General features: G+C 44.4%; 16 protein-coding genes and 1 rRNA gene. 5 read left to right on the top strand and 12 right to left on the bottom strand.

Annotated features, from left to right (window positions below; genetic code table 11):
* The 3 genes from JNK13_07305 to JNK13_07295 form a co-directional block, all read right to left on the bottom strand.
* The coding region (locus JNK13_07305) for a hypothetical protein (GenBank protein ID MBL7662541.1) at positions 1 to 198 on the bottom strand (198 nt) is incomplete at its 3' end.
* Between the two features lie 47 nt (positions 199 to 245).
* On the bottom strand, positions 246 to 1,508 hold the full coding sequence (locus tag JNK13_07300) for an NAD(P)/FAD-dependent oxidoreductase (GenBank protein ID MBL7662540.1): 1,263 nt from the start codon (positions 1,506 to 1,508) through the stop codon (positions 246 to 248).
* A 97-nt stretch (positions 1,509 to 1,605) separates the two neighbouring features.
* Entirely contained in the window at positions 1,606 to 3,780 is a 2,175-nt protein-coding gene (locus JNK13_07295) for a TonB-dependent receptor (protein ID MBL7662539.1), read from the bottom strand.
* Positions 3,781 to 3,947: 167 nt separating this feature from the next.
* Between JNK13_07295 and JNK13_07290 the strand changes: the two genes are divergently transcribed.
* On the top strand, positions 3,948 to 4,673 hold the full coding sequence (locus JNK13_07290) for an energy transducer TonB (protein ID MBL7662538.1): 726 nt from the start codon (positions 3,948 to 3,950) through the stop codon (positions 4,671 to 4,673).
* On the opposite strand, the gene JNK13_07285 is transcribed toward JNK13_07290, so the two are convergent.
* The 5 genes from JNK13_07285 to JNK13_07265 are packed head-to-tail and all read right to left on the bottom strand — an operon-like array spanning position 4,630 to position 8,872.
* Positions 4,630 to 5,664 carry an FAD:protein FMN transferase gene (locus JNK13_07285; protein MBL7662537.1) on the bottom strand — a complete coding sequence of 345 codons (1,035 nt, stop codon included), beginning with the start codon at positions 5,662 to 5,664 and terminating at the stop codon, positions 4,630 to 4,632. The genes JNK13_07290 and JNK13_07285 overlap by 44 nt on opposite strands.
* The gene (locus JNK13_07280; GenBank protein ID MBL7662536.1) at positions 5,651 to 6,181 is read right to left on the bottom strand and encodes a hypothetical protein; all 531 of its coding nucleotides are present in this window, start codon (positions 6,179 to 6,181) and stop codon (positions 5,651 to 5,653) included. Before JNK13_07280 ends, JNK13_07285 begins: the two co-directional genes overlap by 14 nt.
* Before the next feature lie 24 nt (positions 6,182 to 6,205).
* Complete coding sequence (locus tag JNK13_07275; GenBank protein ID MBL7662535.1) at positions 6,206 to 6,841, bottom strand: FMN-binding protein; 636 nt, start codon at positions 6,839 to 6,841, stop codon at positions 6,206 to 6,208.
* A complete protein-coding gene (locus tag JNK13_07270) occupies positions 6,813 to 8,009 on the bottom strand; it encodes a TIGR03118 family protein (GenBank protein MBL7662534.1) in 1,197 nt (398 codons plus the stop codon). Before JNK13_07270 ends, JNK13_07275 begins: the two co-directional genes overlap by 29 nt.
* 47 nt (positions 8,010 to 8,056) lie before the next feature.
* A complete protein-coding gene (locus JNK13_07265; GenBank protein MBL7662533.1) occupies positions 8,057 to 8,872 on the bottom strand; it encodes a transporter in 816 nt (271 codons plus the stop codon).
* 181 nt (positions 8,873 to 9,053) lie between these two features.
* Between JNK13_07265 and JNK13_07260 the strand changes: the two genes are divergently transcribed.
* Positions 9,054 to 9,302, top strand: coding sequence for a hypothetical protein (locus tag JNK13_07260; GenBank protein ID MBL7662532.1), 249 nt, complete (start codon positions 9,054 to 9,056; stop codon positions 9,300 to 9,302).
* Positions 9,303 to 9,311: 9 nt separating this feature from the next.
* Complete coding sequence (locus JNK13_07255; GenBank protein ID MBL7662531.1) at positions 9,312 to 9,878, top strand: DUF4143 domain-containing protein; 567 nt, start codon at positions 9,312 to 9,314, stop codon at positions 9,876 to 9,878.
* Here the strand turns inward: JNK13_07255 and JNK13_07250 are convergent.
* From JNK13_07250 to JNK13_07240, 3 genes are all read right to left on the bottom strand, one after another.
* The gene (locus JNK13_07250) at positions 9,852 to 11,090 is read right to left on the bottom strand and encodes a serine/threonine protein kinase (protein ID MBL7662530.1); all 1,239 of its coding nucleotides are present in this window, start codon (positions 11,088 to 11,090) and stop codon (positions 9,852 to 9,854) included. The two genes, JNK13_07255 and JNK13_07250, sit on opposite strands and share 27 nt — an antisense overlap.
* Before the next feature lie 131 nt (positions 11,091 to 11,221).
* Positions 11,222 to 12,550: an argininosuccinate synthase gene (argG, locus tag JNK13_07245; GenBank protein ID MBL7662529.1), complete on the bottom strand. Its 1,329-nt coding sequence runs from the start codon at positions 12,548 to 12,550 to the stop codon at positions 11,222 to 11,224.
* A 170-nt stretch (positions 12,551 to 12,720) separates the two neighbouring features.
* Entirely contained in the window at positions 12,721 to 13,221 is a 501-nt protein-coding gene (locus tag JNK13_07240) for a hypothetical protein (GenBank protein ID MBL7662528.1), read from the bottom strand.
* Between the two features lie 588 nt (positions 13,222 to 13,809).
* On the opposite strand from JNK13_07240, the gene JNK13_07235 reads away from it, so the two are divergent.
* Positions 13,810 to 14,193 (top strand): RNA-binding protein, encoded by a 384-nt coding sequence (locus JNK13_07235; protein MBL7662527.1) that lies wholly within the window; start codon positions 13,810 to 13,812, stop codon positions 14,191 to 14,193.
* Between the two features lie 105 nt (positions 14,194 to 14,298).
* Positions 14,299 to 14,409: ribosomal RNA gene (gene rrf / locus JNK13_07230) — 5S ribosomal RNA — on the top strand.
* A gap of 458 nt (positions 14,410 to 14,867) precedes the next feature.
* Here rrf and JNK13_07225 read toward each other — a convergent pair.
* Positions 14,868 to 15,422: a YqhA family protein gene (locus JNK13_07225; GenBank protein ID MBL7662526.1), complete on the bottom strand. Its 555-nt coding sequence runs from the start codon at positions 15,420 to 15,422 to the stop codon at positions 14,868 to 14,870.
* Positions 15,423 to 15,454 lie beyond the last annotated feature (32 nt).

The following is a 15,454-nucleotide window of genomic DNA, read 5'->3' as shown; positions in this document are numbered from 1 at the left end:
ATACCTGAAATTATTATTAATCCCTCCCGTACTACCAACTAAACGCCCATAGGCGTCATAAGTATACGTACCTACCACATTTCCACCAACATTCGTTAAATGCCGCGTCTCACCTTGAGGACCAAAGTGATACCAGTAACTTGCCCCTGCCCCGACATGCCTTGGCCGTGGGTACGGGGTTACTTTTTGGCAGAACACCAGTGACCCGACATCAGACGTGAAATATTAAAGATTCAAAACTACCATCAGCCCAGCGCCATACCCGCCAGATAACCAGTGCTCCAGGCGTTCTGAAAATTAAAGCCCCCTGTAATCCCATCAATGTCCAAAACCTCGCCTACAAAATATAAGCCCGAACAAATCTTACTCTCCATCGTCTGCATCTTAACTTCACTAAGCTTAACCCCACCCGCCGTCACAAACTCCTCCTTAAACACCCCCTTACCACCAATGCAAAGATTGGTAGCAAAAATCACCTGCACAAGATTATTGATCTCAGTATTCGATAAGGAAAAACACTCCGTGCGAGAATCAACCCGCGCTACATGCAACATGCTTTCCCAAAGGCGCGCTGGAAACGGGAAAATCCGCACATGCGAAACCTGTAACTTCGGGTTAGTCTTGCGTAGTTGCTGCAACTTAACCTTGGCCTGCTCCACACTCTCACTCGGTAAGAAGTTAATACCCAAACGCGCTTGGTAATTTGCCTCGGCAAGCTCCCGCGCCGCCCATGCTGAAAGCCTTAAGACTGCAGGGCCACTTAATCCCCAATGCGTAATGAGGGTCGGGCCAGTTGCTGCAAATCGATGCGGCTTGGCTGGCTTGTCAAGATTATCAACTATTAATTCGAGTTCGGCCTTAGGCACAGAAATACCAGCTAGATTCTCAATCAGCCGATCATTAATCGTAAAAGTAAAAATCGAAGGCACAGGCTTAATAATCGTATGCCCAAACTTCCTGGCAAATTCGTATCCAGCATTTGCACTACCCGTAGCAATCACTACCGCATCAAAATTGAATGCTTGCTTCTTAGTATCGAGAATTTCAAATTGCGAAGCTGATTTCGTGAGGCTTTCAACTCTAACTCCAGTTAATAACCTTACACCCGCCTGCCTCGCTGCCGTTTCCAGACAATCAACTATTGTTTGCGAATCGTCACTGACAGGAAAAATTCTGCGATCGGTTTCAGTCTTAAGCTTCACGCCCCGTGTTTCAAACCAGTGACAGGTATCCTGCGGCTGAAAGCGGTTAAACACACTGATGAGTTCTCGACTGCCGCGAGGATAATTCTCAACTAATTTTCCTGGATCAAAACAACTATGCGTGACGTTACAACGCCCGCCACCGGAGATACGCACCTTACCGAGAGTGGTTTTACTGGCTTCAAAGATCGTAACTTTACAGGTAGGGTTTCTCTCAGCCGCGGTGATTGCCGCGAAAAACCCCGCGGCCCCGCCCCCGATAATTGCGATTGATTTGCTTTGTTGTAACTGCACCTTGTCGTCCATAGGTCATGTCATTCATGACTGATCATGAACTCATTTACATTCGTTCATGATTTCGCTCAAGATGACAAGCAATAACAAGTGCCCTTACGTCTTCTTTCTAAAAGTTAAACTGCGTTCCTACGTAAAACGCCCGCCCTGGCTGATTCTGTGGGAAAAACGGCTCTTGATATGTTTCATCAAAGAGATTCTTCACCCCTGCTAGAATCGAACCTTTGACCTGATGCATTTCAGCTAAGTCAAAATTAAACATCAAATCTGCAACAGTAAATCCGTCGGCGTCGAATTTATCACGGCCAGGATTTGGAATGTTGTCCTCGGATTCAAGCACGGTGCGAAGATTTAATGCTACGCGCATTGCCTCTAGTCCCAGTCGATTCACAGGCAAATTAACTTCTGGCCCATAGTTAAATGTCCAATCAGGAACATTCACAATTTCTTCCTCAGAAGTCCAAGTGCGTCCGGCCGCCGCATAGAACTTGAAATAATCATTTAGTTTATGATCGACAGAACCTTCTACTCCGTATAGTCGAACAAGGCCTTCATTGTCGTATTGCTCGGTGACATATCCCTGCACAAGACCAATTGGCTTACGACCAATGAAGTCGTTAACATAGTTATAAAAGCCAGCAATTCCATACTCGGTGTTTTCACTACGTCCTTTACCGCCAAGCTCTAACGAGTATGAACGCTCTGGATCGAGATCTTCCTTGCCGATTACTCGCGTTGGAACTCCTAAATTGACAATCGCATCCTGGAAGCGCTCGCCAAGATCAGGCACACGGTAACCAGTAGCTAAAGTGCTATACAAGCTATGCTCAGAATTTAATTTATAGAGGGCCCCAAGTGAACCACTCACACCAATTTCATCTTCACTATAGTCAGAAATTGTGTCGTCAACCGAAATGCTATCGACACGAACTCCTGGCTGGAGCTGAAGTGCGGCTAGATTTTCTAGTGAAAAAGTATCTTGGGCAAATAAGCCAATTCGAACCTGTTCGGCATCAGCACGAACTCGCTCGGTAGTAGTTAGATGTTCTCGACTGTGCCCAATCCCAGCACGAGCGACAACTTGCTGGGACTCTGTTTCAGGAAGTTCCGATGTATCGAAACCAACGTCTAGCCCAGCACGTAGGGTATGGCTTCCCAATGCAAATTCAGCCTGATTTTGCCATTCGTATGTATTTGCTTCGTCATCCGTATCAACAACTGAGGTTGCAACTGTTGCAGTTGGATCAACAAAGAGTGGAGGACCAGAAAACCCAGGTCCAAAGTTAGGATAAAAAGCTGTTTCACGGTGGAACTTACGAGTTAAGCCCTGCCAATGAAAGCCTGATTCAAAAGTCTTTAGAGTATCAGTCAAGTCTTCTACCGAAAGTTTCACTCCAGCTAAAGTGCGATTGTACTCTTCAATATTAAAATACATTGGAGAGAAAATATTTTCTGCTGAACCTGGAGGGCCAAATTTCGCAATCGGGAGCACGATTACAGAATCAAGCACCAAGATATCATCGTTTAGATTGGCTGAGCCTGTAAAACTCAAAGTTGCTTTCTCGGAGAGTTTAACATTCGTTGTGCCCCAGAAGTTAGTGCTTTCATAAGAGCCACTTCTTGGATCTTCGTCATCGGGAAGGTTTGGTTCTCCCGAATCAGTAAAGCCTCCGCCAAGAATTGTCTGGATTTTGTCATTCCCAAAGTCAAGGTATGCGCCGGCACGATTGCGGTTGTATGATCCATCATAGGTGTACCGCACCGCAGCATTTGCCCCAGCATCCGTCCGCTCAGTTGGTTTGCGGTTGATGATATTAACGACACCACCAAAAGCATCTGTCCCATACATCACAGAACTTGGTCCACGCAAAACTTCAATACGCTCAATTTGAAATGGATCGTAGAGACTTAGATTTCCTCCACCGTAGCCAATGCCTTGCCCAGCTTGACGCACTCCATCAGAGAGGGTCAAGACACGCTGCGCGCCAAGACCGCGGATGGTGAAACCTTCCTGCCAAAAATTAGGATTACCTTCTGCTGGTGCAAGCGCGACGTTCGGCAACCTGCGCACACTGTCATCTATGTCAGAGTATTCGTTAATGTCTAAGCTATCGCGCGAAACTGATTCGATTGTTTGAGGCACGCTAAGTTTATCCTCCTCAGCGCCACGACTTGCGGTTACGACAATCTCAATATTTTGATCATTTTGCTTTTGCTCATCGGCAAAAGTGACTGAGGGATTTGTGATACTAATTATTAGTCCAGAGAGAATTAGTTTTTTCATTATGCTCGAGATCCTTTAAAGTGAAAATGCTGAAGACTTTTTTACGGAAAAAATCGGCCAGGTCAACACTGAGAAGTATTTTTTTCAGCCCTGGTGACAAAACAATGACAATAAACTTTTCATTAGATCTTGATTCGAAAATACGATTTTAAGATGATAGCCTAGTGATGAATTCACCAAGCTTGTGTTTTTCTGTTCTAGTTTCGTTGCTGCTACATCTCGGCGCGCTTGCTGGTTGTATGTGGTGTAAGGGTGTTGTCTCTGTCGTTTCACCCGGCAACGAGATGATCGTAGTGAGCCTAATTAATAGTCTTAGTCCTGCAGAAAATAATTCAACTCCTGCGCGATTAGCGATTAGTTCCCTACCTCAAGCTGAATCTACTCCAGAAATCACCAAAGTATTTGCCGATGAAATTGCCTTAAAGACTCAAGCTCGAGCGAGTTTAAATCTAACCCCAGGCGTTACTCCCCAAAATGCGAAATTGAAGTCCCAAAATCAAAAAATTCCTAGCCCGCAGAATAATCCTTCAAGCCTCTCGCAAACTCATGAATTTACTTCCCAAGCTGCCAACTCAGGTAGTGTAATCGGAGATTCAATCGGCGGAAGTTCGTCTGGTAATTCCTTAGGACCTGTTTTAGTCAACGCACCAAAGCCAGCCTATCCTCGCAGCGCGCGACTTGCAAAGTTTGAAGGCAGCCTTGTCGTTGAAGTGACAATCAGCGAACGTGGAGAGATCCTTGAAGCCAACCTTGTAAAATCTTCCGGACGCATTGATTGTGACTCTGCAGCGCTACAAACAATCAAAGAAAAATGGGCCTTTGCCCCCGCTCGAGCAGGCGCTAAAACAGTCAAATCGAGTTCCCGTGTAACAGTCTCGTACCGTTTAACTTAGATATGCCCTTAGTGGCATGCACCTTGTGTGAGCGATCAACAATCACCGCAGCAGCCTGAGGAATTGACTCAATCAAACGCACTCCAGCATTCGGACTCATGAAAAATACCGCAGTTGATAAGGCATCGGCCAGCGTCGCACTGGGGTGTAAGACCGTTGCCTGCATGCACTCACGCCCAGGCAGACCTGTCAGTGGATTAATCAAATGATGATATGATCTTTGGTTTACTTTCCAGCAATTCCGATAATCGCCCGAAGTGGCAATCCCCATCGGCTGATTGACTTGGAAACTTCCAAGAATTTCACTTGCTGAATGTTGCGGGCGTGGATCTTCGATTTCAATTAAAAAGTTTTCTGTGCCAAAGCATTTCAGGTCACCGCTACAAGCGATTCTTCCGGTATTAATCCCACGTGATCGGAAAAACTCTTCAAGCAAATCAGCAACAAAGCCTTTACCGATTCCGTTAAAATCAAACCCCGAGGAGCCTTGCAGCACAAGCTTGCCCGGATTGAGCTGAACTTTAGAATCTTGTACCGCCTTTAAAGCAAACTTCAGATCGAGCTTAGTTGGAATACTTGAATCGTTACGCGCCTGGCGCCAAAGCTCTGTAAGTTCGATACTAAGCGGTTGATAAAACCCCTGGCTGAGTTTACCGACTGCAAGTGCTTGCCCGACAAGTGTTTGGAAAAATCGCCCTCGATCGTTACCAATTGGTAGATCTTTCTCGGTTCGTAGCTGATTGGCTAAACTCGATACCTCCCAATCAGAGAACAATTTAATTGCCGACTGTGCATAATCGAAAGCCTGGTTAATTAAGCTCTGCGCATCAAAATCACTGGGCACTTTAATTGCAACTGCAACAATTGTGCCCATCAAAGGCCGAGCGCGTTCAACCCAAATCATTTCAGATGCAAAAAGTTGCCGCGGAAAAAGAGTGGCAGTTAGTCCACATGCGGCAGCTAGTTGAATAAAATTTCTACGACTTAGCACGACCCCACATTTCCCGAAGTGGCAGATAAATTAATACCAATAGACTTAAAATAAAAAGCAATACGGCAGGTCCAAACAAATAAGCAAATTTGGACGACGCATAGACAATCAACCAAGGTGCAATGAAAGTTAGCAGATAACTAAGAAAGGAAATGACATACCAAAAAATACGAGTTTGCTCAGACAGATCGCAAACCGATAGCAAGTGGCATAACATAAATAGTAAGATCGATCCGCCGACAAGATGCAAATGAGTGACTTCTGCTAAGTGCTGTAGTGATTTCCTACTGCCAGCTTCAAGCATTGAATCCAATCCGCCTTGGTTGCTCGGTTCCAGGTAACTTTTCCCCAAATAGTACGTTCCGACGTCAGTCGGCATCACACCCGTGCGAGTTAGTGTCAGAGCCAAGGCGCTCAAAATACCGAGAGTGAGCGCGAGTAGGCCTAATGTAGTCAGAATGCGGGTGCTCTGTTTTGCTTTAGCTAATCTATATCCTGGGATTGCAGCGGTTTGCATAACTAAATTTACGATCTTAACGCATTACTTTGGCCCATAAAAGTGTTGCCACAAAAACCTAGCACGATTTACACCTTTTGTAATTGCACGTGAAGAGTATGTTGCGCCAGTGATATTACGAATTGTCTGAGGGTGCTTAATCTCTGCATACTTGTCCTTGCCTTCAAACTGCGCTTCCCAGTCGCGTGCGGATACTTCACTGCCGATTTCTTCACGAAAAACCATGATTTCAACCTTTGTCACTGTGCCATGTTTATCAAAGCCGACGATATAAGTAATTGGTAGATGCTTGCCAATTTCAGAATCGATTAGCGCAGCGCCAATAATTTGCTGGTTCTTAGTGCAGGTAAAAAAATGCGCTGGTTGATTTGCAAAATCATCCGGAAGATGTTCGGCATTTAAATTTAATTCTTCTAGTCGACGCTTAAGCTCATCAGGAATTGATTTCGGATCATATTCGACTGTGCAGTTACGGCCGAACAAAAGATCCAAGGCTTGATCTTTTGTTAAATAAACTTCAGCGCTAGAAGTTTTGCAGATAACAATCAGAAGGAGTGATCTAAGAACAAGCCTTGGAAAAATTTTATGAGCAGAAAAGGCATTTAAATTTCGAATAAATCTACTACGCCCCTTAAGTTGCAGGGGGAATGATTTTGCCAAAAACCCCATCTTCTTCGCCTTTAGGACCAGCTGCAAAGTATAAATGATTTGCCTCCCCTAAACTGGCTCCATTGCCAAAAATTATTCCCCATATCCCCGGCACATAAACTGGATTACTTGCTCCATCTCTCAAGTAATCGACGGCTTGCTTTGTTTCCACATTGAATGCCACGATACTTCCTAGTCTTGAAGCTTCATCTCCAAAATTAGTAATTAACAAGTGTCCTGAGAATTTACCAAATCCAGTGCTCGGCGCCAACGCTATACCCCACGGTGCATTGAGCAGTCCACCGTCATCCCAAATCGCCTTTAAATTACCGTTAAAGTCATATTCCACCAGTCGGCCAAGTCCTCCACGCTGAGTTTCTTCACCTGCTTCACCTGAAGATTTTGCATAAACAATAAAAAGACTTGACCCAATCGCCTGAATGTTGAAGGGCACGTAGAGGCGGTTCTCGAAAGGATTTTCGAATTTGAAGCTGTCGGTAACTTCTTGGAAATTGGAATTAAATACTCTGATCTTTGAGTCTGCACCGAAATCAGCAACGTATAATAAATTACCGCTAGATTTATTTGTGATCGCTATACCAAAGTAGTCATCACCACGACCTGAATTATCTACTGCAAGAATTGAATCAGCAGGGCGATTGAATGAACCATCAGAATTTTTCTTTTCGGTCCAGGCGGCAAGGGTTCCATCGTTAGTAGCAAAGATGAACTTAGCTGGACCGCTGATTGGACCACTCGGAGTTTGTTGCGTAATCACAAACTCTTGTGATTGGTTAAACACAACTCCTGTAGGTTGCCCAACCGCACTTCCAGGCGAACCTGGAGGTGGCGGTATAGTTACAGTAGCAAGTTCATCTTGATATAATCGCTTCCCGCTCACATCGCCAACGTACTCAGTGGAAATTCCGGTGTTTGCGTTTGTGACCCAGAAGTGACCACCAAAACCGGCAGGGCGTATTGCTATGCCCCAAGAGTTACCTAAGGTTGAATCAACAAACTCAGGCTCATAGTCTTCAGAATTAGCAGTTAATACTTTAACTGAATAACCATTCGGGTCATTTGTATTTTTAAACTCTGTCGGGTCACTCCCTGAGCAACCAATACTTGTAATAATTAGACCCCAAATAATAACCTGTGACTTCATTGCCTTAGTATTCACAATTGTTTCTCCGATAAACTTGCTAAAAATAACTGCTGGATTCTGGGCTAGATAAAGACTCCAAAAAGTAGACGTACTTCGAGTTCTTCTTCGTGAGCTAGTTGACGACCACCATCAGCGCCATCTCCATCACCCCAGATCTGTGGCAAAACGGTTAAAGTAGCCCACCATTTTGATGTGCCATAGTGAATGTTTGGTCCTACAGATACAGCTTGATATTCTTGGCCCGAGAGATCAACTCCGTCAGGGTACGCAGATGTATAACGAGACTCTAGGCCGACGGCCCAAGCAGCAGTTAATTTATAAGAAACTCCTGCGGTGAATTCTAATTTAGCCTCTTTTTCAGTAGTGTTGTCTTCACGTTCCCATTCTGCCTCATAAATAGCATTAATGCCTGCGACTAAATTTTCATCGATCTTTTTGCTGAGTAAGATTTTCCCTTCTAACTCAAAATCCAAGCCATCAGTACTGATTTCAGCGTACAAAGCTGAGCCAAGCGGATCTAACTCTGGATTTGTAATTTGATAAACCCATTCAGATGATATTCCCTTGAACTTTGTATCACTTTCACCACCTGGAACTCCATCTGCGCGGACACTTTGCCAATTAAAATAGAGCGCTGTTTGTAATCGTTCCGTCAAGCCGTATTCAAATTCAGTGCGCAAGTCCCAACGCGAATAATCCCCTTGCTCTCTGCCATTTTGATTAGTAACCCACTGCTCCAACTCCCATACGCCAACTGGCAGGATTGACGACTCATACACATACGTGAAGCGCCTTTCATCAGCAGTAGCATTTTGAATAAGTAAACTTGTAAAAAATGTAGCTGCAAAAGCCCAAGCCACTACTAACTTTCTAGTCATAAACTCTCCCTCTAGTGATTAATAAATACCAATATGGCGCACCGTATCTCACATTTTTACTTGGCATGTCAAGCACTCACAGGACTAGCCATGTGATACTAATATAACCCGAGGCTTATTCCCTACTTTTACTGATTTTTAACGCTATATTTTAACTCTAATTCCAAGAACGCCGCTGAACGTGACGCGTAAATTCAGCGATAGTTTAACTGGAAGAAAACGGATTGTGCATTTGCGTCCTGTGCTCTACTCAGAGCTTAGTTCATTTGGCATCAGTGATTTAAAGGCTAGGTTACTTAAAGGAGGGCTTCCACAAATTCTACTGTCAGAAGTTCCTGACCCCAGTTTTTACAGCGAATGGCTGGAGTCTTTTTACGCGCGAGACATTCAAGAGCTCTTCCAAATTCGCAAACGCTCGCAGTTTCTATAATTACTACAAATTGTTCTACGCAAAAGTGGCGGACAGTTAGATATCACCGAGCTTTCTGGACAAAGTAACCTCAGTCGCCCAGCAGTCATGAATTATCTCTCAGCACTAGAAATCACCCATGTGATTGACGTTTTACACCTCTACTCCAAGGGCGGAGCAAAAGAAATTATCAAACAACCGCAGATCTATGGTTCCGATACAGGATTTATCTGCCACTTGCGCGGTTGGACTGAACTTCGACTAGATGACTGTGGATTGTTGTGGAAGAATTTAGTTTTGGACGAACTGAAAACCAACTTTTCGATAGCAAAGATATTTTACTGGAAAGATAAGGCTGACCACGAAATTGCTTTTGTAGTTAAAAGCTCACGTAGTAACACTGACATTATTGAATGCAAATGGGGGATTAAGCATTTTTCATCAAAAGCAATGAAAGCATTTCGCAAACTATATCCAACTGGGACAAATTGGGTGGTGAGCCCGCAAGTCGAGCGCCAGCTAACAAAAGAAATCGATGGTCTAGAAATTAATTTCACCAGCCTGCCAATATTAATTCGCTCGCTCTTTAGGAGCTAGACTGCTGTCGTCTTTATTTTCTTCTGCAGGAACTTTAACATAGCCTCCACGAGTAAACTTATATGGCTTAAGTACAGTCTCTTCTTGCAGATCTGCTTTAGGTCGAATCAGAATTTCGACTGGCCTAGCATTTTCAACTGGGACTGGCTTGAAGAAAAAAGAACGAATTTTTTCTGAGCTTGGTAATAAGCTAGCTAGGACAATAATTACTAGTAGCAATACTCCCCCGACAAGACCAAGAGAATACATATAAGATTCACTACTTGAATTCGTTGGTCGCTGACTTGGGGATTTAGAAATTTTATATTCTGGATTAATTTTATTATTTTCGGCGGCAATAATGCGTAACTTGTGAATCACCTGACTTGTCAGCTGTGGCCGTTTGCTCGGGTCGCGCTCTAGACACTGCATCACCAAGTTTGCCAATTCCTTTGGGCATTCTGCTTTGAGCTCACTGAGCGGCTGCACGTCCTGTTTAATTTTTCTGCGCACGATTTCGTCAACTTCTACACCTTCAAAAGGCCGCACTCCAGCAATCAACTCATAGGCAATCACCCCGAAAGCGTATATGTCGCTGCGACTATCAACGGTGCCATGTTGCACGTATTCAGGGCTCATATAATAAGGCGTACCGACGAGCTCATCGAGCGCTGTTTCTTCAGCAGTGCCTGAGAGTTTGTGCTCCAGATCTCTTTTTTGCGAATCTTTTTTTGTCGCGAGCACTACGCCGAGATCTGTCAATTTAACAGTTTGATTTTCACTCAGTAAAATATTGGCGGGCTTTAAATCACGGTGAACTAATCCTGCTGAGTGAATCGCTTCGAGACCTGCTGCAATTTGAACCAGTAGATAGTGAATTTGCGAGAAAGATAGTTGAGGAGATTTTCTTAAGTAAGATCGCAGTGATTGCCCATTGACGTATTCCATCAAAATTGCAATCAACTCGTCACTTGAGACGAATTCATAGAAACGCACGACGTTTGGATGTTGGATGCGATTTGCCCCGCGCACTTCCCAATGTAGCCGGTGGGCCGCCTTTTTATCTGCGGCAATCGTTGCTGGATAAATTTTTAGCGCTGAAGCTCTTTCTGGATTAACTTCATCCCAGACTTTATAAACCGCTGCAGAAGCTCCTTCCCCGATAAAGGACTCGATATGAAAGCGCTCACAAAGCACTTGGTTGGGGAGAAACTTTTTAGGCCGATCTTGCATACAAGTGAAGATCGGCCTAAATCAATTAATGCTTGAGGCTTAGAACCCGACGAGAATGTCCAGGAAAAGATCAATCATTTCAGCTCAATAGAGGCTGATTTATCCTCTCTTCAGCGGTTACTATTCATCAGTTACGATTCATCAATCAATTTCAAATCATCAATTCCACCTGCGGGCAATAATCCTGCCTTGGAGTAGAGCTGCAGCTTGTCACGCGTGTCGGCAATATCAAGATTTCTCATTGTGAGTTGGCCGATACGATCAACTGGACCAAAGGCGCCTTGATTTTTTTCCATAGTTAAGCGCTCGGGGTGATAAGTCAGGTGTGGGCTGACAGTATTAAGGATTGAATAGTCATTACCTCTTCTGAGTTCGACAGTAACTTCACCAGTGATGGCCTTACCAACCCAACGCTGCAAACTTTCACGGATCATCAGCGCTTGCGGGTCAAACCAACGTCCGTGATAAAGTAGTTTACCCAGGCGCCTCCCACTAGTGCGGTAATTATCAAGTGTATCTTCGTTATGAATGCCATTCACTAAGCGCTCATAGGCGATATATAAAAGCGCCATTCCCGGGGCTTCATAAATACCGCGGCTCTTAGCTTCAATGATGCGGTTTTCGATTTGATCGCAGACTCCCAGTCCATGACGGCCGCCAATTTTATTGGCTTCAAGAACGAGCGCGACTTTACTGGAAAAGCGTTTGCCGTTGAGGGCAACTGGTAAACCTTCCTCGAATTCAATTTTCACAACTTCTGGCTCAACAGTAGTTGAAGATTTCCAAGACGAAACACCCATGATGGGGTCAACAATCTTTATGCCTTTATCCAGGAATTCTAAATCTTTGGCTTCATGCGTTGCGCCCCAAATATTGGAGTCAGTAGAGTAAGCTTTTTCTTTGCTCATTTTATAGGCAAAGCCTGCCTGTTCAAGCAGTTCAGACATTTCTTTACGTCCACCTAATTCGCTGATGAATTTTTCATCGAGCCAAGGTTTATAAATTTTTAGATTTGGATTGACTAAAAGCCCGTAGCGGTAAAAACGCTCAATATCGTTACCTTTATAAGTGCTGCCATCGCCCCAGACATCAACTCCATCTTCCTTCATCGCGGTGACAAGCATTGTACCGGTGACAGCGCGACCAAGTGGAGTTGTGTTGAAGTATGTAAGGCCTGCGCTTTGGATGTGAAAGGCCCCGCACATTAATGCGGCAAGTCCTTCTTGAACGAGTTGTTCGCGACAATCGATTAGTCTTGCTTGTTCAGCGCCGTATTCGAGAGCTTTATTGGGAATGTCCTCGTAATTTGTTTCATCGGGCTGAGCTAAGTTTGCGGTGTAAGCAAATGGGCGCGCGCCATTTTTTTTCATCCAGTAAATTGCAGCGCTAGTATCGAGACCGCCTGAAAAAGCAAGTCCGACTTTCTGACCCTTGGGTAAGTTCATTAATATGTTTCCCATTTTCTTCACTCCCGACGTTAGTTGAAAATTAATTAATCAAGTAAAAAATATTGAGCGCAGCAGTGGCTATAACCTTTTCAAGGAAAACCAAAAACTGCGCTCTGGATGCACAGAAAGCAAGCATAGTGCTTAGTAGACGATGAACATTCTAAGCACCAGCTGAACCACGTTCAGTACGCCCGATATGGATGAGAGTGTTTGAATTCGGTTGATGGCGTTTGGACCATCCCACCGACAGACCACGCCTTAAGGATGGGGACTTTTGTTCTCGGGTGGATTGTAAATTCCACCGAAAGCGTGTCACCACTACTGTTGACCTCTTGGCGTCCGACTTTTCCTCGAGCTGCAAATGCTCCAAACACTTCGCCACGGCTTGTCGTAGTAGATGTTAGACAGAGGTGGTAACGCCTACCCTGTTTTTCGAGCGCACCGGGGAAGGCGGCGCTCATGCTGTCATAGAGACCAAGGCGAATCGGAATTCTAGAAGAGCATCCATTACTCCCCTTGCTTCTTTCCTTAAAGTCAAGCATTTCCTTGTGCAAGATTTCAAAAAGTTCAAAAAGAGTCATTTCTGATTTTGCATGCTGGACTTGCGGGTCAATGAGTGATGTTTTTAGCTTAATGGTAGGTGTGCCATTAGCGTCCTTTGTTTCTGTTACCGATATTCCCATAATTTTCGCGCCCTCTTGCGCTTCTTCTTTCAGCGGATGCAAAAATAAGAAGCGCAAGTTTGTTTGCGACTAAAACCTAAAAACTGCTGCTGACTCAACTAGATCAATTTCTATTTGAGACAGTCAGGAAATTTCTGCCAAATAAAAAAATTTAAAGAACAAGTAATACTGGCCAGTGGCCAATGCATAATTTTATATTTATGCGCATAAATATGCAAGGCCTTGAGGCAGAATTTTCCTTGGTTTCGCGGATTGAAAAGCGTTGATAGGTCTGTATTATTGTTGATAAACACGCAGAAAAGCTTGAAAAGCTCGCGCAGAAATCTGTAACTATTTGTAATGATTAGATTTTTATTCGTAAATTATTTGCTTTTTCTTTGCTAGCTGTGATAGACTGCACAGCAATTGCAGGAGTGCATACTAGTTCCCGTTCGTTGACCTCTGTTCTTTGTTAATTTGAGCGATGACATCTGGGCTAATGGTATTGGATTTCATTTTGTAAGAAGTTTTGGCTCGTTGCCTGGCTTCTTCGTTATTTGTCATACGCATGCACACTTCAATTATTTTTAATAATGAATAGAGGTAACAATAGTGAATATATACGTTGGTAGTTTATCATACGAAGTAACAGCTGAAGATCTTAAAGGTGCTTTTGAGGCCTATGGATCAGTAAAATCAGCAAATGTTATTATGGACAAATTCTCTGGTCACTCAAAAGGCTTCGGCTTTGTTGAGATGGATTCAGACGAAGAAGCAAAGCGTGCGATTGAAGGTCTTAATGGTCAAAACCTTAAGGGCCGCACAATCGTTGTAAACGAAGCTCGTCCTAAGACAGAAGGCGGTGGTGGCGGTGGTGGAAATCGTCGTCCAGGTGGTGGTGGAAATCGTCGTCCAGGTGGCGGCGGTGGTTTTGGCGGCGGCGGCGGAAAGCCTCGTCGTGACCGTAACGACCGCGGGGGCGATCGCTGGTAGTCCCTACCCTTCTTAACTTGCCGAAATTATTACTGAATTTTCTATTTATAATAATTTCGGCAGTCTCTCTTGATCTTAAATAATTAATTATCTATAAGACATGCCTCTGGCGGTAGTAGCGAGGGGGAAACACCTGATCCCATTCCGAACTCAGCAGTTAAGACCTTCAGCGCCGATGATACTATCACATGATGGGAAAGTAGGTCATTGCCAGTTTTTTTGTGCCCCAAGTATCTCTAAAAGATACTTGGGGTTTTTTATTTTCTGGGACCTACTTTCCCATTCGACCTACAAAGTCCAGATTAAATCTTTAGTTTTGAGGCAAAGACAAGGCGCAGAAATTTCGAGGAGCGCAAGCCTACGTTTGTAGGTGCGCAACCGCAGAAATCTTCCGCAACGCAGTATTTGACCAAAATTAAAGATTTAAATGGACTTTGAGATACTATCACATGATGGGAAAGGGTCATTGCCAGTTTTTTTGTGCCCCAAGTATCTCTAAAAGATACTTGGGGTTTTTTATTTTCCGCATCTGCGGAAAATAAAAATAATCCGCCGGAGCCCTGAGTTCATCGAAGGGCGTAGGCGGATCTCTCAAACAAGTTCAAATCTATTCTGTCTTGATGTCTGGCTAGGGCTTTTGCAATAACCAGACTTAGTCGTTGTCTTCGATTCACTCACTTATCTTGCACTTTTTCCTCGGATATTTCGTTTTCCTGATGATGACCTTTGCGTCCAGTGTGAGAAAGATGCATCCAAGTAAAGCAAAGTGCAGACAGCACGAACGCCCCGAAGATCATCAGGTAGATATGGGTTTCATTGGCAGACTTGCTGGTGCTATCGAGTAAGCGAACTGCTGTAATCGAAGCTAGCGATCCGAACTGTTTAGCTCGAAGTTCGCTTTCCGGCATGCTTTTACGCCATAGCGCAGCATCAGAATTGCCCGTGAAGTCTGCTCTGGAGACATAGGTCGCCCACGAGTTCATGATTACGATATAGAGGAAGCCCGCTGTTAGCACTGAACCTGCAAGCGCCAGTAGATCGTTCATGAACTTCTCACCATTAGAAGGACTGACAGCTTCAATGGTTAGGCTCCAGATTTGTGGACCAGAACGAATGACGAGAAGTAGTAGGCCGAAGGCTACCGCTAAGTTTAGCGGAGCCAAAAGCCAGCGACTGCCAAAAAGCAGTCTTTCGATGGGTTTTGCTGAGTTGCGTTTATCTCGAGTCATGATTGCCCTCTTGTCAAAACCTTAAGCGTTAG

The organism is bacterium (genome assembly GCA_016786595.1).
Taxonomy (GTDB): domain Bacteria; phylum Bdellovibrionota_C; class UBA2361; order SZUA-149; family JAEUWB01; genus JAEUWB01.
This window is presented reverse-complemented; position numbering and strand designations above follow the sequence as displayed.

Coding starts and splice junctions, on each gene's coding strand:
- JNK13_07300 (MBL7662540.1), bottom strand. CDS start 1,508: ATGGACGACAAGGTGCAGTTACAACAAAGCAAATCAATCGCAATTATC.
- JNK13_07295 (MBL7662539.1), bottom strand. CDS start 3,780: ATGAAAAAACTAATTCTCTCTGGACTAATAATTAGTATCACAAATCCC.
- JNK13_07290 (MBL7662538.1), top strand. CDS start 3,948: ATGAATTCACCAAGCTTGTGTTTTTCTGTTCTAGTTTCGTTGCTGCTA.
- JNK13_07280 (MBL7662536.1), bottom strand. CDS start 6,181: ATGCAAACCGCTGCAATCCCAGGATATAGATTAGCTAAAGCAAAACAG.
- JNK13_07265 (MBL7662533.1), bottom strand. CDS start 8,872: ATGACTAGAAAGTTAGTAGTGGCTTGGGCTTTTGCAGCTACATTTTTT.
- JNK13_07250 (MBL7662530.1), bottom strand. CDS start 11,090: ATGCAAGATCGGCCTAAAAAGTTTCTCCCCAACCAAGTGCTTTGTGAG.
- argG (MBL7662529.1), bottom strand. CDS start 12,550: ATGGGAAACATATTAATGAACTTACCCAAGGGTCAGAAAGTCGGACTT.
- JNK13_07240 (MBL7662528.1), bottom strand. CDS start 13,221: ATGGGAATATCGGTAACAGAAACAAAGGACGCTAATGGCACACCTACC.
- JNK13_07225 (MBL7662526.1), bottom strand. CDS start 15,422: ATGACTCGAGATAAACGCAACTCAGCAAAACCCATCGAAAGACTGCTT.